A 12,788-nucleotide genomic window follows, 5' to 3' on the forward strand; every position below is an offset into this window, starting at 1 on the left:
ATGCATTCCGGGCGATACGTAAAACTTTAAATATAAGGTTAACGCAAGCGTGATTTGGCCGCCTCCGTGACAACATTTTTCTCGCGCAACCGTTAACCCGATGGCGACGCGGGTCGCCTATTTTTTTGGCCGCAGGCCGCCTTTTGCAGGAGTTGCAGTGCGTATGCGTGGTGACAGTGGGATCGCGTTTTCCATGCCCGGCGGCGACGTGTCGGGAACGGCTGGGTCACGACCTGTGGATATGGCCCACCTTGCGCGGCAGACGATGGATGATCGCGCGCTCGAACAGGAGGTGCTGGCGCTCTTCGTGCAGCAGGCGCTTTCGGTGCGCGACAAGATCGTCGATGCCGATGCCAAGGAACGGGTGCTCCTTGCACACAGCCTGAAAGGCTCGGCGCGCGGCATCGGTGCCTTTGCCGTCGCCGAATGCGCCTCGGCAATCGAAAAGCAGCCCGAGGACGCCCGCACCCTGAAGAAGCTCGGCATGTTGATCGAGCAAGTGCGGGACTTCGTCGCCGCCATCAGCCGCTAAAGCATCGTGCTTCGCAAGAATCGAGCGACGCGCTTCCAACCGGCCGCCGCGCCCTAAAGCGCGTCGCGATCTTTCAGGTTCGCTCCATGCGCTTTAGGTTTTTGATTTTACGCATGTCTTTGTCCCGAAACCGGTTCCCACTTTCGGGAGACATGCTTTAGCGCCGGCGAGCAGCCACCTTCTAAAAAAAACGTCATTTGGTGGCGTTTTCCCGCCGCAGTTGACTTGTCCGGTGGAGTGATTATCTCCGCTGCGACTCCTCAGGTGACCGATGACCAAGCTGACTTACATCGCCAATGACGGCACTCAATTCGACGTGGAAGCCGAAAACGGTTCGACCGTCATGGAAAACGCGATCCGCAACGCGGTGCCCGGCATCGAGGCGGAATGCGGCGGCGCGTGCGCCTGCGCGACCTGCCATGTCTATGTCGACGAGGCCTGGACATCCGAGGTCGGCGAGCCGGAGGCGATGGAGGAGGATATGCTGGACTTCGCCTATGACGTCCGGCCGAATTCGCGCCTGTCCTGCCAGATCAAGGTGCGCGACGCGCTCGACGGGCTGGTCGTTCGCGTGCCCGAACGCCAGGGCTGAACCAACTCTCCATTTTCCAATTTCGCGCCTGGCCGCTTGGCAGCGGGCCATGGCTCATGCACTGTCCCGCGGTTTCCCTACAGCGCCGCGCGTCCTCTTGGACGCGCAAAGGACGCTGTAGCACTTTGATTGGCGCATGATCCTTTCCGAGAATCGATCCCGATTTCGGGGTCATGCGCGACGGGGCGGAGCTGATGACGGACACGATCAAGACAGACGTACTCATTGTCGGGGCGGGACCAATCGGCCTGTTCGCCGTATTCGAGCTTGGCCTCTTCGATATGAAGTGCCATCTCATCGACATTCTCGACCGTCCGGGCGGACAGTGCGCGGAGCTCTACCCGGAAAAGCCGATCTACGACATTCCCGGCTGGCCATTGATCACTGCCCAGGGCCTTGTCGACAAGCTGCTGGAGCAGATCCATCCCTTCAAGCCGGACTTCACCTTCAACCGCATGGTCTCCAGTCTCGAAAAGCTCGAGGATGGTACATTCCGCGTCACCACCGACGAAGGCGAGGTGTTCGTGGCCAAGGTGGTGGTGATCGCCGCCGGCGGCGGCTCGTTCCAGCCCAAGCGCCCGCCGATCCCGGGCATCGAGCAGTACGAGGGCAAGAGCGTGTTCTATTCGGTCCGGCGCATGGAGGATTTCCGCGGCCATGACCTCGTCATCGTCGGCGGCGGCGATTCGGCGCTCGACTGGACGCTCAACCTGCAGCCGATCGCCAAAAGCGTGACGCTCGTCCACCGGCGCCCGGAGTTCCGAGCAGCGCCCGACAGCGTCAACAAGATGTACGCCATGCAGGAGATGAAAGAGCTGGAATTCCTGGTCGGTCAGGTGAGCGGCCTTGCGGGCGTCGACGGCCAGCTCTCGTCAGCGACCATCAAGGGCGGTCCGGACGGCGACGTCGAGGTGCCTTGCACCCGCATGCTGCCGTTCTTCGGCCTCACCATGAAACTCGGGCCGATCGCCGAATGGGGGCTGAACCTGCACGAGAACCTGATCCCGGTCGACACCGAGAAATTCCAGACGTCGGTTCCCGGCATTTTCGCCGTCGGCGACATCAACTCTTACCCCGGCAAGCTCAAGCTGATCCTGTCAGGCTTCCATGAGGTCGCCCTGATGGCGCAGGCCGCCAAACGCATCGTCAGCCCCGGCGAGCGCATCGTCTTCCAATACACGACCTCGTCGACCAGCCTGCAAAAGAAGCTCGGCGTCCACGATTAAAGCGTGTCTCCCGAAAGCGAGATCGCGACGCGCTTTGACGCGGTCATTCGGCGAGCACGGGCGCTGCGTGCTCGTCCTTGCCGCGCAGCGGCTTTTCCGGCATCAGCGCCAGCGCGATCAATGCCAGGACAAGCGTGATGCCGGCGGTGAGGAAGATCATCACGAACGGCAACGCGGATGTCAGCTCGATATGCGCCTGCGAGCCCTCGGCGGCTAAAGGCAGGCCAAAGCCGAGCGCGACGGCGCCGAGCATGGCAACGCCAAGCGCGCCGCCCAGCGAACGCAGGAAGGTCAGGACGCCGGTCGCGACGCCGAGATGGGCGCGATCGACCGCGTTCTGGACCGAGACGGTGCTGACCGGGAAGGTCGTGCCGCTGCCGAGGCCGATGAGGGTCGTCAGGATTTCGACTTCGAGCAGCGAGGCGTGTCCCGCGATGGCGCTGAGCACGCCGATGCAGGCGATCGCCAAAGTGACGCCGACCATGGCGATGCGCTTGTAGTGATAGAAGCGCGGGATCATGCGGCCGCTGAAAGTGGCGCCGGCAACGGTGCCGAGCAGGAGACCCAGCATGGCGGTGCCGGACCCGCTGACCGAGAGCCCGACGACCGACTGCAGATAGACCGGCAGGTAGACCGACGCACCGATGTTTGCCGCCTGCAGCAGGAACATCGACGACGTCCCTGCGAGCACGATCCGGTTGCCCAGCACTTCGAGCGAGATCAGCGGTTCGCTGGCCCTCGATAGCCGCAGCGCGAACAGCGCCCAGAACACGGCCGAGCAGGCCACAAGGCCAAGGATTTCCGGCGAGAACCAAGGATAGGTGCTGCCGCCCCAGTTGAGCGCCAGAAGCAGCAGCGCCGTGGCCACCACCAGAAGCACTGCGCCCAGCCCGTCGATGCGGTGATGCTTGGCCGCGGTCGGCAGCTTCTTCAGCGGGTTGTTGATTATCGCCATCGCCAGGAAGCCGATCGGCAGGTTGATCCAGAAGATCAGTGACCAGTGCAGATGCTCGGCGAAGACGCCGCCAAGCAGCGGGCCGGCGACGCTGGCGACCGCCCAGGTGCCGGAGATCCAGGCGGCGTAGCGGGCCCGCTCGCGCGGCGGCACGAGATCGCCGATGACGGTTTGCGTCAGCGCGAAAAGGCCGCCGCCGCCCGCGCCCTGGATCGCCCGGCCGATGACCAGCACCAGCATGTTGGGGGCCAGAGCGCTGACCAGCGATCCGAGGAGAAATATCAGGATGGCGGCGTAGATGACCGGGCGGCGGCCGTAGACGTCGGAAATCTTGCCGTAGAGCGGCGCCATCGCGGTGGCTGTCAAAAGATAACCGGTCACGATCCAGGGCAGATATTCGGCGTGGCCGAGCGCACGCGCGATGGTCGGCAAAGCAGGCGCGACGATGGTCTGGTCAAGCGCCGCCAAAAGCATCGACAGCAGCACGCCGCCGATGATGGCGTTCTTCTCGCGCTCGCTGATCGAAGGCGAGGCGGTTGTCGCCATCGTCGTGCGATTGTCGACGGTCTGGTCCATGCGTTATTCTTCCAAGGTCGGTGCGCCGGCAAGAGCAAGCCGGGTGCGGGGCGTCTTGCGCCTGTCGTTCGTGTCTTGTGTTTCCGAAGTCCGCCGGAGGCGAACCCGATATATGCCGTTCGATATAGGCCGTTTTCGACCACCGCTCGAAAGTTTTTCGGATCTGGCACCATGGTTCGGCGGGATTGGCTTTCGCCGCTACCGCCGCTTCGATGGTCAAGCCGGCGGCAACTGACCGCTTTGGATGCGCTGCATCCGGTAGCGCAGGAGCCGGATGATCCGGCTTTCGAAATTGACGCCTTCGACGCGGTCGAACTGCACCTGGGCGCGATCATGCCTGGCGAGGACGGCGGCCGAGATTTCGGCGGCCTTGGCCTTCGCGGCTTCGCAGGTGTTTTGGGGATAAGTCGCCTTCAGTGCGTCCTCGAGCTCGCGCGCGTGGTTCTTGGCGATCTCGACGTGGCGCTCCTCATGGCGCTTGATGTCGGCCGACAGCGTGTCCCAGAACAGCCGGACTTCCGGATCGGCCTTGCGCGGCCGCCGCCATTCCGGAAGGATCACCTTGACCTTCACGGTCACCTGCGCATTCGCGATCCGGCAGGAATTCGCCGTCTGCGCGTAGCTGACGCGGGTGGTGAAAGCCATCTGCGTGGCGCCCGGGTGCCTGGAACCCGTGCTCTTCACTTCAGGGCCGTTTTTCGTCAGCTGTTTTTCGATGTCGTCCAGCGTGCGGCCGCCGACGCTGAAATAGCTATAGGTCTTCACCAGGCTAGCCGCGGCGGCCGGTGTGGCGGCGAGCGTGAGCATCAGGGCGCAAAGCAGGGGACGGTTCATCATGTTGCCTCTTTAGCCACCTTGCTTTACGGCCGTTGCCGGCGCAACGGAATTGATTTCGCGCGGATCACGCATGGTTGATGGACAATGACGACAAAGCGATGGCAGCTCGCGCATGGACGCCATCTCGACCTCGGCCCCAAGGCGGTCGTGGTCGGCATCCTCAACGTCACGCCGGACAGCTTTTCCGACGGGGGATTGTTCATCGCGCCGGAGAAGGCGATAGCCCAGGCGCGCCGCATGGCGGAAGAGGGGGCCGCCGTCATCGATATCGGCGGGGAATCGACACGACCAGGCTTTGCCCCGGTCACCGCCGAGGAAGAGCAGGCGCGGGTGCTGCCGATCATCGAGGCGCTCGCGGCATCGGGCGAGGCGCTGATCTCGGTCGACACCTATCGCGAGGACACCGCGCGGCGGGCCGTCGCCGCCGGCGCGCATATCGTCAACGATGTCTGGGGCCTGCAGCGCGAGCCCGGCATTGCGCGCGTCGCGGTTGAGACCGGCGCCGGCCTCATCATCATGCACACCGGCCGCGAGCGGCAGAAGCTGCCGGACGTGATCGAGGACCAGTTCCTTTTCCTGCGCAAATCGCTGGAGATCGCGCGCGCCGGCGGCGTTGCCGACGGCCAGATCGTTCTCGACGCCGGCTTCGGCTTCGCCAAGGAAACGACCGAGGAAAATCTCGACCTGATGGCGCGGTTCTCGGAGCTTCAGGCACTCGGCTTTCCGCTGATGGCGGGGACATCGCGAAAGCGTTTCATTGGCGGCGTCACGGGGCGCGAGCCTGCCGAGCGCGCGGTCGGCACCGCGGCCACCAGCGTCATCCTGCGGCTCAAAGGGGCCGATCTTTTTCGCGTCCACGATGTCGCAATCAACGTGGACGCGCTTGCGGTGGCCGATGCTATGCTGGCGCGAGAGAACGAACTTTCGCCCGGACGCTGACCATGTATGTCATCCGCATGAAGAACTGCGCCTTCTTTGCCCGGCACGGCGTGCTGGACGAGGAGGAGACGCTTGGCCAGCGTTTCTATGTCGACGCCGAATTGACCGTCGAGCCGAGCCGGCCATTGGAAGAGGACTCCATCGAAGACACCGTCAATTACGGCGTCGCCTTCGCGGTGATCGAGAAGATCGTCACCGGGCAGCGCCGTTTCCTGATCGAGGCGCTGGCGCTGGAAGTGGCGAAGGCGCTGGCGGCGCGGTTTCCGCAGATCAGGAAAGCCGAGATCACGGTGCGCAAGCCGAACGCGCCGGTGCCGGGCGTGCTCGATCATGTCGAGGTGACCGTTGTCTGGCCCCAATAGCCTCGTCTATCTCAGTCTCGGCGGCAATCTCGGCGACCCGGCGAAATCCATGGCCGCGGCGCTGCGCATGCTGGACGGCGACGACAGGACGCGCGTCACCGCCGTCTCCTCGCTCTACCGCACGCCGCCCTGGGGCAAGCTCGACCAGCCGGATTTTCTCAACGCCGCGGCCGCGATCGAAACGGCGCTGTCGCCACGTGCTCTTCTCGACCTTTGCCTGGACGTCGAAAGGCGGTTGAAACGGGTGCGCGAGGAGCGCTGGGGACCGCGCCTGATCGACATCGACATCCTGGTGTTCGGCGACCGGGTGATCCACGAGACCGGACTTGAGGTTCCTCATCCACGCATGCTGGAGCGCGCCTTCGTGCTGGCGCCGCTGGCCGAGATCGCGCCCGACCTTGCGGTCGGCGGCAAAAGCGTGTCGGAGCGGCTCGGCGCGGTCGACGCGTCGGGGATCGAGCGCCTGCCGTCGGGCCGGGAGTGGTGGCTGGGTTAAAAATCAGCCAGAGAAGCCACCGCCATCGAGAAATGTCTTCTCCTCGGGCGTCGTCTCGCGGCCGAGCATCCTGTTGCGATGCGGAAAGCGGCCGAAGCGCTGGATGATCTCCAGATGCTCCTCGGCGTATTTGAGATAGTCCGGCGCCCGTGCGGCCGTGAGTTCGACCGAGCGCTGCTGATCCGCAAGCGACTCCGAATGCTCGAAGGGCAGGTAGAGGAAGACGCGGACGATATCGTCGAGGGCCAGGTCGTGGCCGGCTGCGATCGCTTTGTCGGCGAAATGCCTGGCCAGTGGATCGGTCGCATACATATGCCCGGTGCCTCGGAAGCAGTTGCGGGGAAACTGGTCGAGCAGGATCATCAGCGCCAACGATCCTTCGGCATGCGCGTTCCAGTCGTCGCATTCCCGCCTGGCGGTCGCATGGTGCAGTTCCAGGAAGCGGTTGCGGAAATCCGCGTCGAAGGCGTCGCTCTTCTCGAACCAGGCGTCCTCGCCGGCGTCGCGCCAGAATTTTGTGACGGAAAGCGCTCGCGCGTCGAGCTCTGCCATGCGTTACCCTCTCAGCTATTCGTCTCTGCCTTGTTCAGCACGCCGGCCGTCTCTTCGTTTAGCGCCCTGCCGGCTCGACGCGGCTGCGTGAGCGGTGTCGGGATCGGGGTGCCGATATTGCCCTTCAGGAAGCGCTGGCCGGCACGGATGCCTTCGGCGAGCTGTGTCTCGAAGCGGGCTTCGTCGCGGCGGCGCACGTCCTCGATCACCTCGGCGACCTCTTCCGGATCGACGCCCAGCGCCTCCAGCGCCGAGCCGCCGAAGACCAGTGCGGATTCGAAGGTCTCGCGCAATTGATAGTCGACGCCGGCGCGGATGAGCTGCAGCGCGGTGCCGCGGTCGAAGGCGCGCGCCAGTATGGTGACCAGCGGGAATTCGGCCTTGATCAGCTGCGCGATGCGCACGGCCGCGTCCGGCTTGTCGACGCAGATCAGCACGGCGCGCGCCCGGCCTGCGCCGGCCGCGTGCAGGATGTCGAGCCGCGTGCCGTCGCCGTAATAGACCTTGAAGCCGAAATCGGCCGCCGCCTGGATCATCTCGACCTCATTGTCGATGATTGAGACGTCGAGGCCGCGCAAAAGCAACGGCTGGCTGGCGATCTGGCCGAAGCGGCCGAAGCCGATGATCAGCACGCTGCCGGTGAGGCCGTCGGCAATGTCGACGCCCTCGAGCGACTGCTCGTCGCGCGGCGTGAGGTAGCGCAGCGCCACGATGGCCAAGGGCGTCAGCACCATGGAGATGATGATGATGGCGGTGAGCGTGGCATTGGCCTGGCCGTCGATGATGCCGACGGAGGCCGCCGAGGAATAGAGCACGAAAGCGAATTCGCCGCCCTGCGCCATGAAGACGGCGCGTTCGAGCGCCTCGCGGTGGCCGCTCCTGAGCATGCGCGCCACGATGTAGATGCCGAGCGCCTTCATGATCATGTAGGCGACGACGTAGATCGCGACGAGGCGCCAGTTCTGGGCGACGACGCCGAGGTCGAGCGACATGCCGACGGCGAGGAAGAACAGGCCGAGCAGGATGCCGCGGAACGGCTCGATGTCGGCTTCGAGCTGATGGCGGAAGGTCGATTCGGAAAGCAGCACGCCGGCGAGGAACGCGCCCATTGCCATCGACAGGCCGGAAAGCTGCATGGCCAAAGCCGACCCAAGGACCACCAGCAGGGCGGCGGCCGTCATCACCTCGCGGGCGCGGGCGTCCGCGAGGATGCGGAAGAGCGGGTTGAGCAGATAGCGACCGGCCACGACGAGGCCGACGATCGCCGCGACGCCGATGCCGACCTCGGTCAGCCGTTCGGACAGGCTGGTGTCGGCGCCGCCGGGCGCCAGGAATGCGACCAGCGCCAGAAGCGGCACGATCGTCAGGTCTTCGAGCAGAAGGATCGAGACGATGCGCTGGCCCTTGGGCGTGGCGATCTCGCCGCGTTCCTCGAGCAGTTGCATGACGATCGCCGTCGAGGTCAGCACGAAGCCGGCGCCGGCAACGAAGGATTGCGCGATCGGAAAGCCCCCGGCCAGGCCGACCAGCGTCAACAGAATGGCGCAGACGCCGACCTGCAGCGCGCCGAGCCCGAAAATCTCGCGGCGCAGGCTCCAGAGCCGCGACGGCTGCATTTCCAGGCCGATGATGAACAGGAACATGACGACGCCGAGCTCGGCGACGTGGAGGATGGCTTCCGATTCGGAAAAGACGCGGAGGCCGAACGGCCCGATGACCACGCCGGCGGCGAGGTAGCCGAGGATCGAGCCCAGCCCCATGCGCTTGAAGATCGGCACGGCGACCACGCCGGCAGCAAGCAGCGCCACCACCTGTACGAGATCGCTGCTCGATGCTTCAGCCGCCATGCCTGTCGTCCCGTTGTCTCGAAGCACTCCTTGCATGCAGGGGGACCGAGAGGCAAGGGCAGGGAGCCTGGCAGGAAGGGCAGGGCCCTCGGCAGGAAACAAAGGTGGCGCCCGTCCGGCAAACTCCTGTTGCAGCCTCGTTACACAAGTTTACGCGGCGCGGTCGTTGCGCGCCGCCACAATCGAAGGTTATGGCACATCTGGCTTCGGCCATTGGAAGGCAGCGGTGATGGGCCGCTGCCTTTTTTGAGGAGATGACTGACATGAAGAAGTTTTTGCTCGTTGCCGTCGGTGTTGCGGCGCTGGCCGTTTCGGCCTGTTCGAAGGGACCGGAATGCACGCAGGAGATCGCCACCAAGAAGGCGCAGGACATGGCCGCCGCGCTTCAGGAGGCAATCACCAAGGATCCGAGCAAGGCGGCCGATCTGACGGCCAAGGTGCAGGCCGTGACGACGAAATATCAGAACGCCACGACACTGGACGAAGCCTGCAAGGCCTATGATGAAGTGACCGCCGCCATCAAGGGTTGAGCGACCTCGTCAAAAACGAAAGAAGGCGGCAGCCAATGGCTGTCGCCTTCTTGTTGCCTGGCCCAGGCGTTTGCTCAGTTTTTGGCGATGGAGCCGACCTCGACTGTGTCGATGCGCTTCAGGCTCATGCCGATGACCGGCACCAGCTGCTTGTTGACGCGCACGGCGACCGTCACGGTCATCGAATTGTCATCCGGGACGCGCGCCTGCATGACGCCGTTCAACTGATTGCGGTTGATGGTGAAGACGACCTTCTGGGGATCGACGACATTGCCGCCGACGATGTCCATCCCGTTGCCGGTCGAACCGCCCATGAAGGTGCCTCTATAACCATCCCGTCCCCGGCGTTCGACGGTCGCGGACATCTTCTGGGTAAAGACACCAACCCGGCAGTCTCCGTCCAGTGTCATGCCGACCTTGTCGTCCGGCGTAGAACCGTTGAAATTGCAGGTGAATTTCGTGCCCTTGTACTTGCCGGCGATGATTTCGCCAGGGCCGACCCATTTGCCTTCCACCGAACGGAAAAACTGCTTGTCGGGCTCTGCTGCAAAGGCCCTTTCGGCAGAGCCGAGCGGCACGGCGACCGCAGCGGTCATGACGCAGGACAAGATTACGCTTTTCATGGACAACACCCGGCACGAACGAGTCTGCTGTTGGAACCAGAGTGACCATGAAGAAGATTGGTTAATGCTTCGTCACTGGCGACCGTTTCTGCATTTACCTTACTTCTCGGTCTTATGCTCGCTTTGGCCCTCCTTTCGCGTTGCGAACGAGGTCAATGCCGAGAGGAAATCGCCTAGCCCCGGTCGCTTTGCCGCGATGAAAGGCAGCGGGCGCGTCGTTTCCATCGCCGCGATGCCGATGCGCGCGGTCATCATGCCGTTGACGACGCCTTCGCCAAGCTTTGCCGAGAGCTTCGCGGCAAGGCCGTGGCCGACGATCTGCTGCACGAAACTGTCGCCGACGGCGATCGAACCGGTCACCGCCAGATGGGCGAGCACGCCGCGGGCCAGCCGGAAGAAGCCCAGCGTGCCGGGACGGCCGCCATAGAGTTCCGACAGGCGCCGGATCAGCCTGCCGGCCTCGAACACGACATAGGCGACGTCGACCAGCGCGCGCGGGCTGACCGCCGTCACCAGCGAGACGCGCTTCGCGGCCTCAAGGATCATCGTCCTGGCGCGGGCATCAAGCGGCGACAGGATCTCGGTCTCGGCGAGCCGCACCAGATTGCCGCCGTCGATGATCTCTCCGCGCAGTTCGGCAAGCGCGCGGCGGCCGGCCGCGGTCTCAGGCTTTGCCGCGACGAAGGCGGAAAGCTCGTCGACCAGGGCGCGGGCGGCTTTGGGGTCGTCGCGCGCCACCGCATCCAGGGCCCGCCGCTGCAGCTTCTCGACTTCGGCAAGGCGGGCGATGGCGAGGAATTCGCGGATCAAGATGACGAACAGCGACAAAAGCGCGATGGCCGCCATGCCGGCCGCCAGCCAGCCCAGCCATTCGGCGCGCGCGAAGAGGTCGCGGATGAGCTGGTCCGTCCACAGGCCGGCCGCAAGCGAGACGAGCACGCCGAGAGCGCCGAAGAACAGGCGGGCGAGCAGCGAGCGTTTCCTTGGGGCGGTCGCCGGCGGCGGCGCTGCCTGCTCGATATCCGGCTCGTCGAAAATGTCGATCTCCGAAGGAATGACGACGGCGACATCGGATCTGGCGGCGCGTGGCCTGCGCCCGGCCTGTTCGTCGGCGCGGTGCTTCTGTTGCGGCTCCTGTCTGTTTGCCTCCCGTCTGGGCGCCGGCTGGGGCTCGATGCGGAAGGCCGCCGGTTTGCGGGGCGGGGTCATGCCAGATGATCTCCGATCAGGAACTGCAGCGCGCGGTCAAGCCGGATATGCGGCAAAGACAGCGTGGCGCCTTCGGCCGTGCGCTCGAGCTTCGGCGGACGGAACCGCACGAAGCGGATCGCCGGTTCATTGTTTTCCGCCTGCGGCCCGGAAACATCGAACACTGCATCGACCTTTTCCGGCAAGTCACCGGGAAATATGGCGGTTTCGGCCTTGCCGTCGAATGCCTCGCCGTTGATCTTCTCGCCGTTCAATGGCGTGCCGATGATGACAGGCAATGCCTCGCGGCCTTGTTTCACGGTGCCCTCGCGGGTCGAACGCACCGCCGCCATGGCGAGCACATCGACATAGGCGCCGCTGAAGTTCGCCCGCGCCACGGCCCGGTCGGCCAGCCTGCGCACGATCGCCTGCAGCCGGTCATGGCTTTCATGGTGCAGTTGGTCGGCTTTGGTCGCCGCCACCAGGATGCGGTCGATGCGCCTTGAAAACAGATCGGTGACGAAGTTGCCCCGCCCGGGCCGGAAACAGGAGAGGATTTCGGTGACGGCCCGCTCCAGATCGGCCATGGCGGCCGGGCCGGCGTTGAGCGCCTGCATGGCGTCGATCAGCACGATCTGCCGGTCGAGGCGGGTGATATGCTCGCGAAAGAACGGTTTTACGACATGCGTCTTATAGGCCTCGTAGCGACGCTCCATCATCGCGTGCAGCGATCCGGAACGGGGGCGTCGCTCCGGCAGCCTCATCAGCGGCGCAAAGGTCAGCGCCGGCGAGCCTTCGAGATCACCCGGCATCAGGAAACGGCCCGGCGGCAGCGTCGATAGCGCGCGTTCGTCGAGCTTGCAGGCCTTGAGATAGGCCGCGAAACTTTCGGCGAGACGGCGCGCGGTCATTTCATCGGCGTCGGCGTCCGGATCGATCTTGGCGGCCAGCGCCAGCCAGCCCTGCGACAAGTCGGAGCGCACGGACAGTGCCGCCAACTCGACAGCCTCGCGCGAGAAATCGGCGAAGGATTTGCCGAGCAGCGGCAGATCGAGCAGCCATTCGCCGGGATAGTCGACGATGTCGACCGACAGCTTTCCTGCCGAAAACAGCCGGTTCCAGCCGGAGGCCGACTCGTATTCGATGGTGAGCCGCAGCTCGGAAATGGCGCGCGTCGAATCCGGCCAGGCGCGGTCGTCGACCAGGGCAGCGATATGGTCCTCGTACTGAAAGCGCGGGACGGCGTCGTCCGGCTGCTCCTCGAGGAAGGCGCGGGCGATGCGGCCCGATTTTTGCGCCTCGAACAGAGGCAGCCGCCCACCATGGATAAGGTTGTGCACGAGGGCGGAAATGAACACCGTCTTGCCGGCGCGGGAAAGACCGGTGACGCCCAGGCGCAGCGATGGAGAGAAGAGCCCCGCGGCACGGCCCGACAACGTGTCGAGCGCAATCCTTGCCTCGTCGGTGAAAGTGGTCAGCGATGATGCCAAATCTGCCTCTGGGTCGCCCGTCAGGGCCCGATATAGGCCTTGG

The 12,788-nt window shown here is 64.6% G+C and carries 14 protein-coding genes; 7 read left to right on the top strand and 7 right to left on the bottom strand.

Features of this window, described 5'->3' with window-relative positions:
- Nucleotides 1-163 precede the first annotated feature (163 nt).
- The 3 genes from RFN30_RS04795 to RFN30_RS04805 all read left to right on the top strand — a co-directional run bounded on the left by RFN30_RS04795 (nt 164) and on the right by RFN30_RS04805 (nt 2,350).
- The gene (locus RFN30_RS04795) at nt 164-532 is read left to right on the top strand and encodes an Hpt domain-containing protein (protein WP_320261540.1); all 369 of its coding nucleotides are present in this window, start codon (nt 164-166) and stop codon (nt 530-532) included.
- A gap of 271 nt (nt 533-803) precedes the next feature.
- Nucleotides 804-1,124: a 2Fe-2S iron-sulfur cluster-binding protein gene (locus tag RFN30_RS04800; RefSeq protein WP_126089062.1), complete on the top strand. Its 321-nt coding sequence runs from the start codon at nt 804-806 to the stop codon at nt 1,122-1,124.
- A 194-nt stretch (nt 1,125-1,318) separates the two neighbouring features.
- Entirely contained in the window at nt 1,319-2,350 is a 1,032-nt protein-coding gene (locus RFN30_RS04805; RefSeq protein ID WP_320261004.1) for an NAD(P)/FAD-dependent oxidoreductase, read from the top strand.
- 43 nt (nt 2,351-2,393) lie between these two features.
- On the opposite strand, the gene RFN30_RS04810 is transcribed toward RFN30_RS04805, so the two are convergent.
- Entirely contained in the window at nt 2,394-3,881 is a 1,488-nt protein-coding gene (locus RFN30_RS04810; RefSeq protein WP_320261005.1) for an MDR family MFS transporter, read from the bottom strand.
- Nucleotides 3,882-4,097: 216 nt separating this feature from the next.
- Entirely contained in the window at nt 4,098-4,718 is a 621-nt protein-coding gene (locus RFN30_RS04815; protein ID WP_320261006.1) for a DUF922 domain-containing Zn-dependent protease, read from the bottom strand.
- Nucleotides 4,719-4,802: 84 nt separating this feature from the next.
- Between RFN30_RS04815 and folP the strand changes: the two genes are divergently transcribed.
- The 3 genes from folP to folK are packed head-to-tail and all read left to right on the top strand — an operon-like array spanning nt 4,803 to nt 6,515.
- Nucleotides 4,803-5,657, top strand: coding sequence for a dihydropteroate synthase (folP, locus tag RFN30_RS04820; protein WP_320261007.1), 855 nt, complete (start codon nt 4,803-4,805; stop codon nt 5,655-5,657).
- A gap of 2 nt (nt 5,658-5,659) precedes the next feature.
- Nucleotides 5,660-6,019, top strand: a complete 360-nt coding sequence (gene folB, locus RFN30_RS04825) for a dihydroneopterin aldolase (protein WP_040972244.1) — start codon at nt 5,660-5,662, stop codon at nt 6,017-6,019.
- Complete coding sequence (folK, locus tag RFN30_RS04830) at nt 6,003-6,515, top strand: 2-amino-4-hydroxy-6-hydroxymethyldihydropteridine diphosphokinase (RefSeq protein WP_320261008.1); 513 nt, start codon at nt 6,003-6,005, stop codon at nt 6,513-6,515. Before folB ends, folK begins: the two co-directional genes overlap by 17 nt.
- 3 nt (nt 6,516-6,518) lie before the next feature.
- Here the strand turns inward: folK and RFN30_RS04835 are convergent, their stop codons facing one another.
- Nucleotides 6,519-7,067: a DUF924 family protein gene (locus RFN30_RS04835; RefSeq protein ID WP_320261009.1), complete on the bottom strand. Its 549-nt coding sequence runs from the start codon at nt 7,065-7,067 to the stop codon at nt 6,519-6,521.
- Nucleotides 7,068-7,078: 11 nt separating this feature from the next.
- Nucleotides 7,079-8,914, bottom strand: coding sequence for a monovalent cation:proton antiporter-2 (CPA2) family protein (locus RFN30_RS04840; RefSeq protein ID WP_320261010.1), 1,836 nt, complete (start codon nt 8,912-8,914; stop codon nt 7,079-7,081).
- A gap of 263 nt (nt 8,915-9,177) precedes the next feature.
- On the opposite strand from RFN30_RS04840, the gene RFN30_RS04845 reads away from it, so the two are divergent.
- Nucleotides 9,178-9,444, top strand: a complete 267-nt coding sequence (locus RFN30_RS04845) for a hypothetical protein (protein WP_059185639.1) — start codon at nt 9,178-9,180, stop codon at nt 9,442-9,444.
- A gap of 74 nt (nt 9,445-9,518) precedes the next feature.
- Here the strand turns inward: RFN30_RS04845 and RFN30_RS04850 are convergent, their stop codons facing one another.
- The 3 genes from RFN30_RS04850 to RFN30_RS04860 form a co-directional block, all read right to left on the bottom strand.
- Nucleotides 9,519-10,067 (bottom strand): hypothetical protein, encoded by a 549-nt coding sequence (locus RFN30_RS04850; RefSeq protein WP_430694628.1) that lies wholly within the window; start codon nt 10,065-10,067, stop codon nt 9,519-9,521.
- 99 nt (nt 10,068-10,166) lie between these two features.
- On the bottom strand, nt 10,167-11,276 hold the full coding sequence (locus RFN30_RS04855; RefSeq protein ID WP_320261011.1) for a YcjF family protein: 1,110 nt from the start codon (nt 11,274-11,276) through the stop codon (nt 10,167-10,169).
- On the bottom strand, nt 11,273-12,745 hold the full coding sequence (locus RFN30_RS04860) for a YcjX family GTP-binding protein (protein WP_320261012.1): 1,473 nt from the start codon (nt 12,743-12,745) through the stop codon (nt 11,273-11,275). The genes RFN30_RS04855 and RFN30_RS04860 overlap by 4 nt, the downstream gene beginning before the upstream one ends.
- Nucleotides 12,746-12,788: the final 43 nt, after the last annotated feature.

It is taken from the genome of Mesorhizobium dulcispinae (genome assembly GCF_033977345.1).
Taxonomy (GTDB): domain Bacteria; phylum Pseudomonadota; class Alphaproteobacteria; order Rhizobiales; family Rhizobiaceae; genus Mesorhizobium; species Mesorhizobium dulcispinae.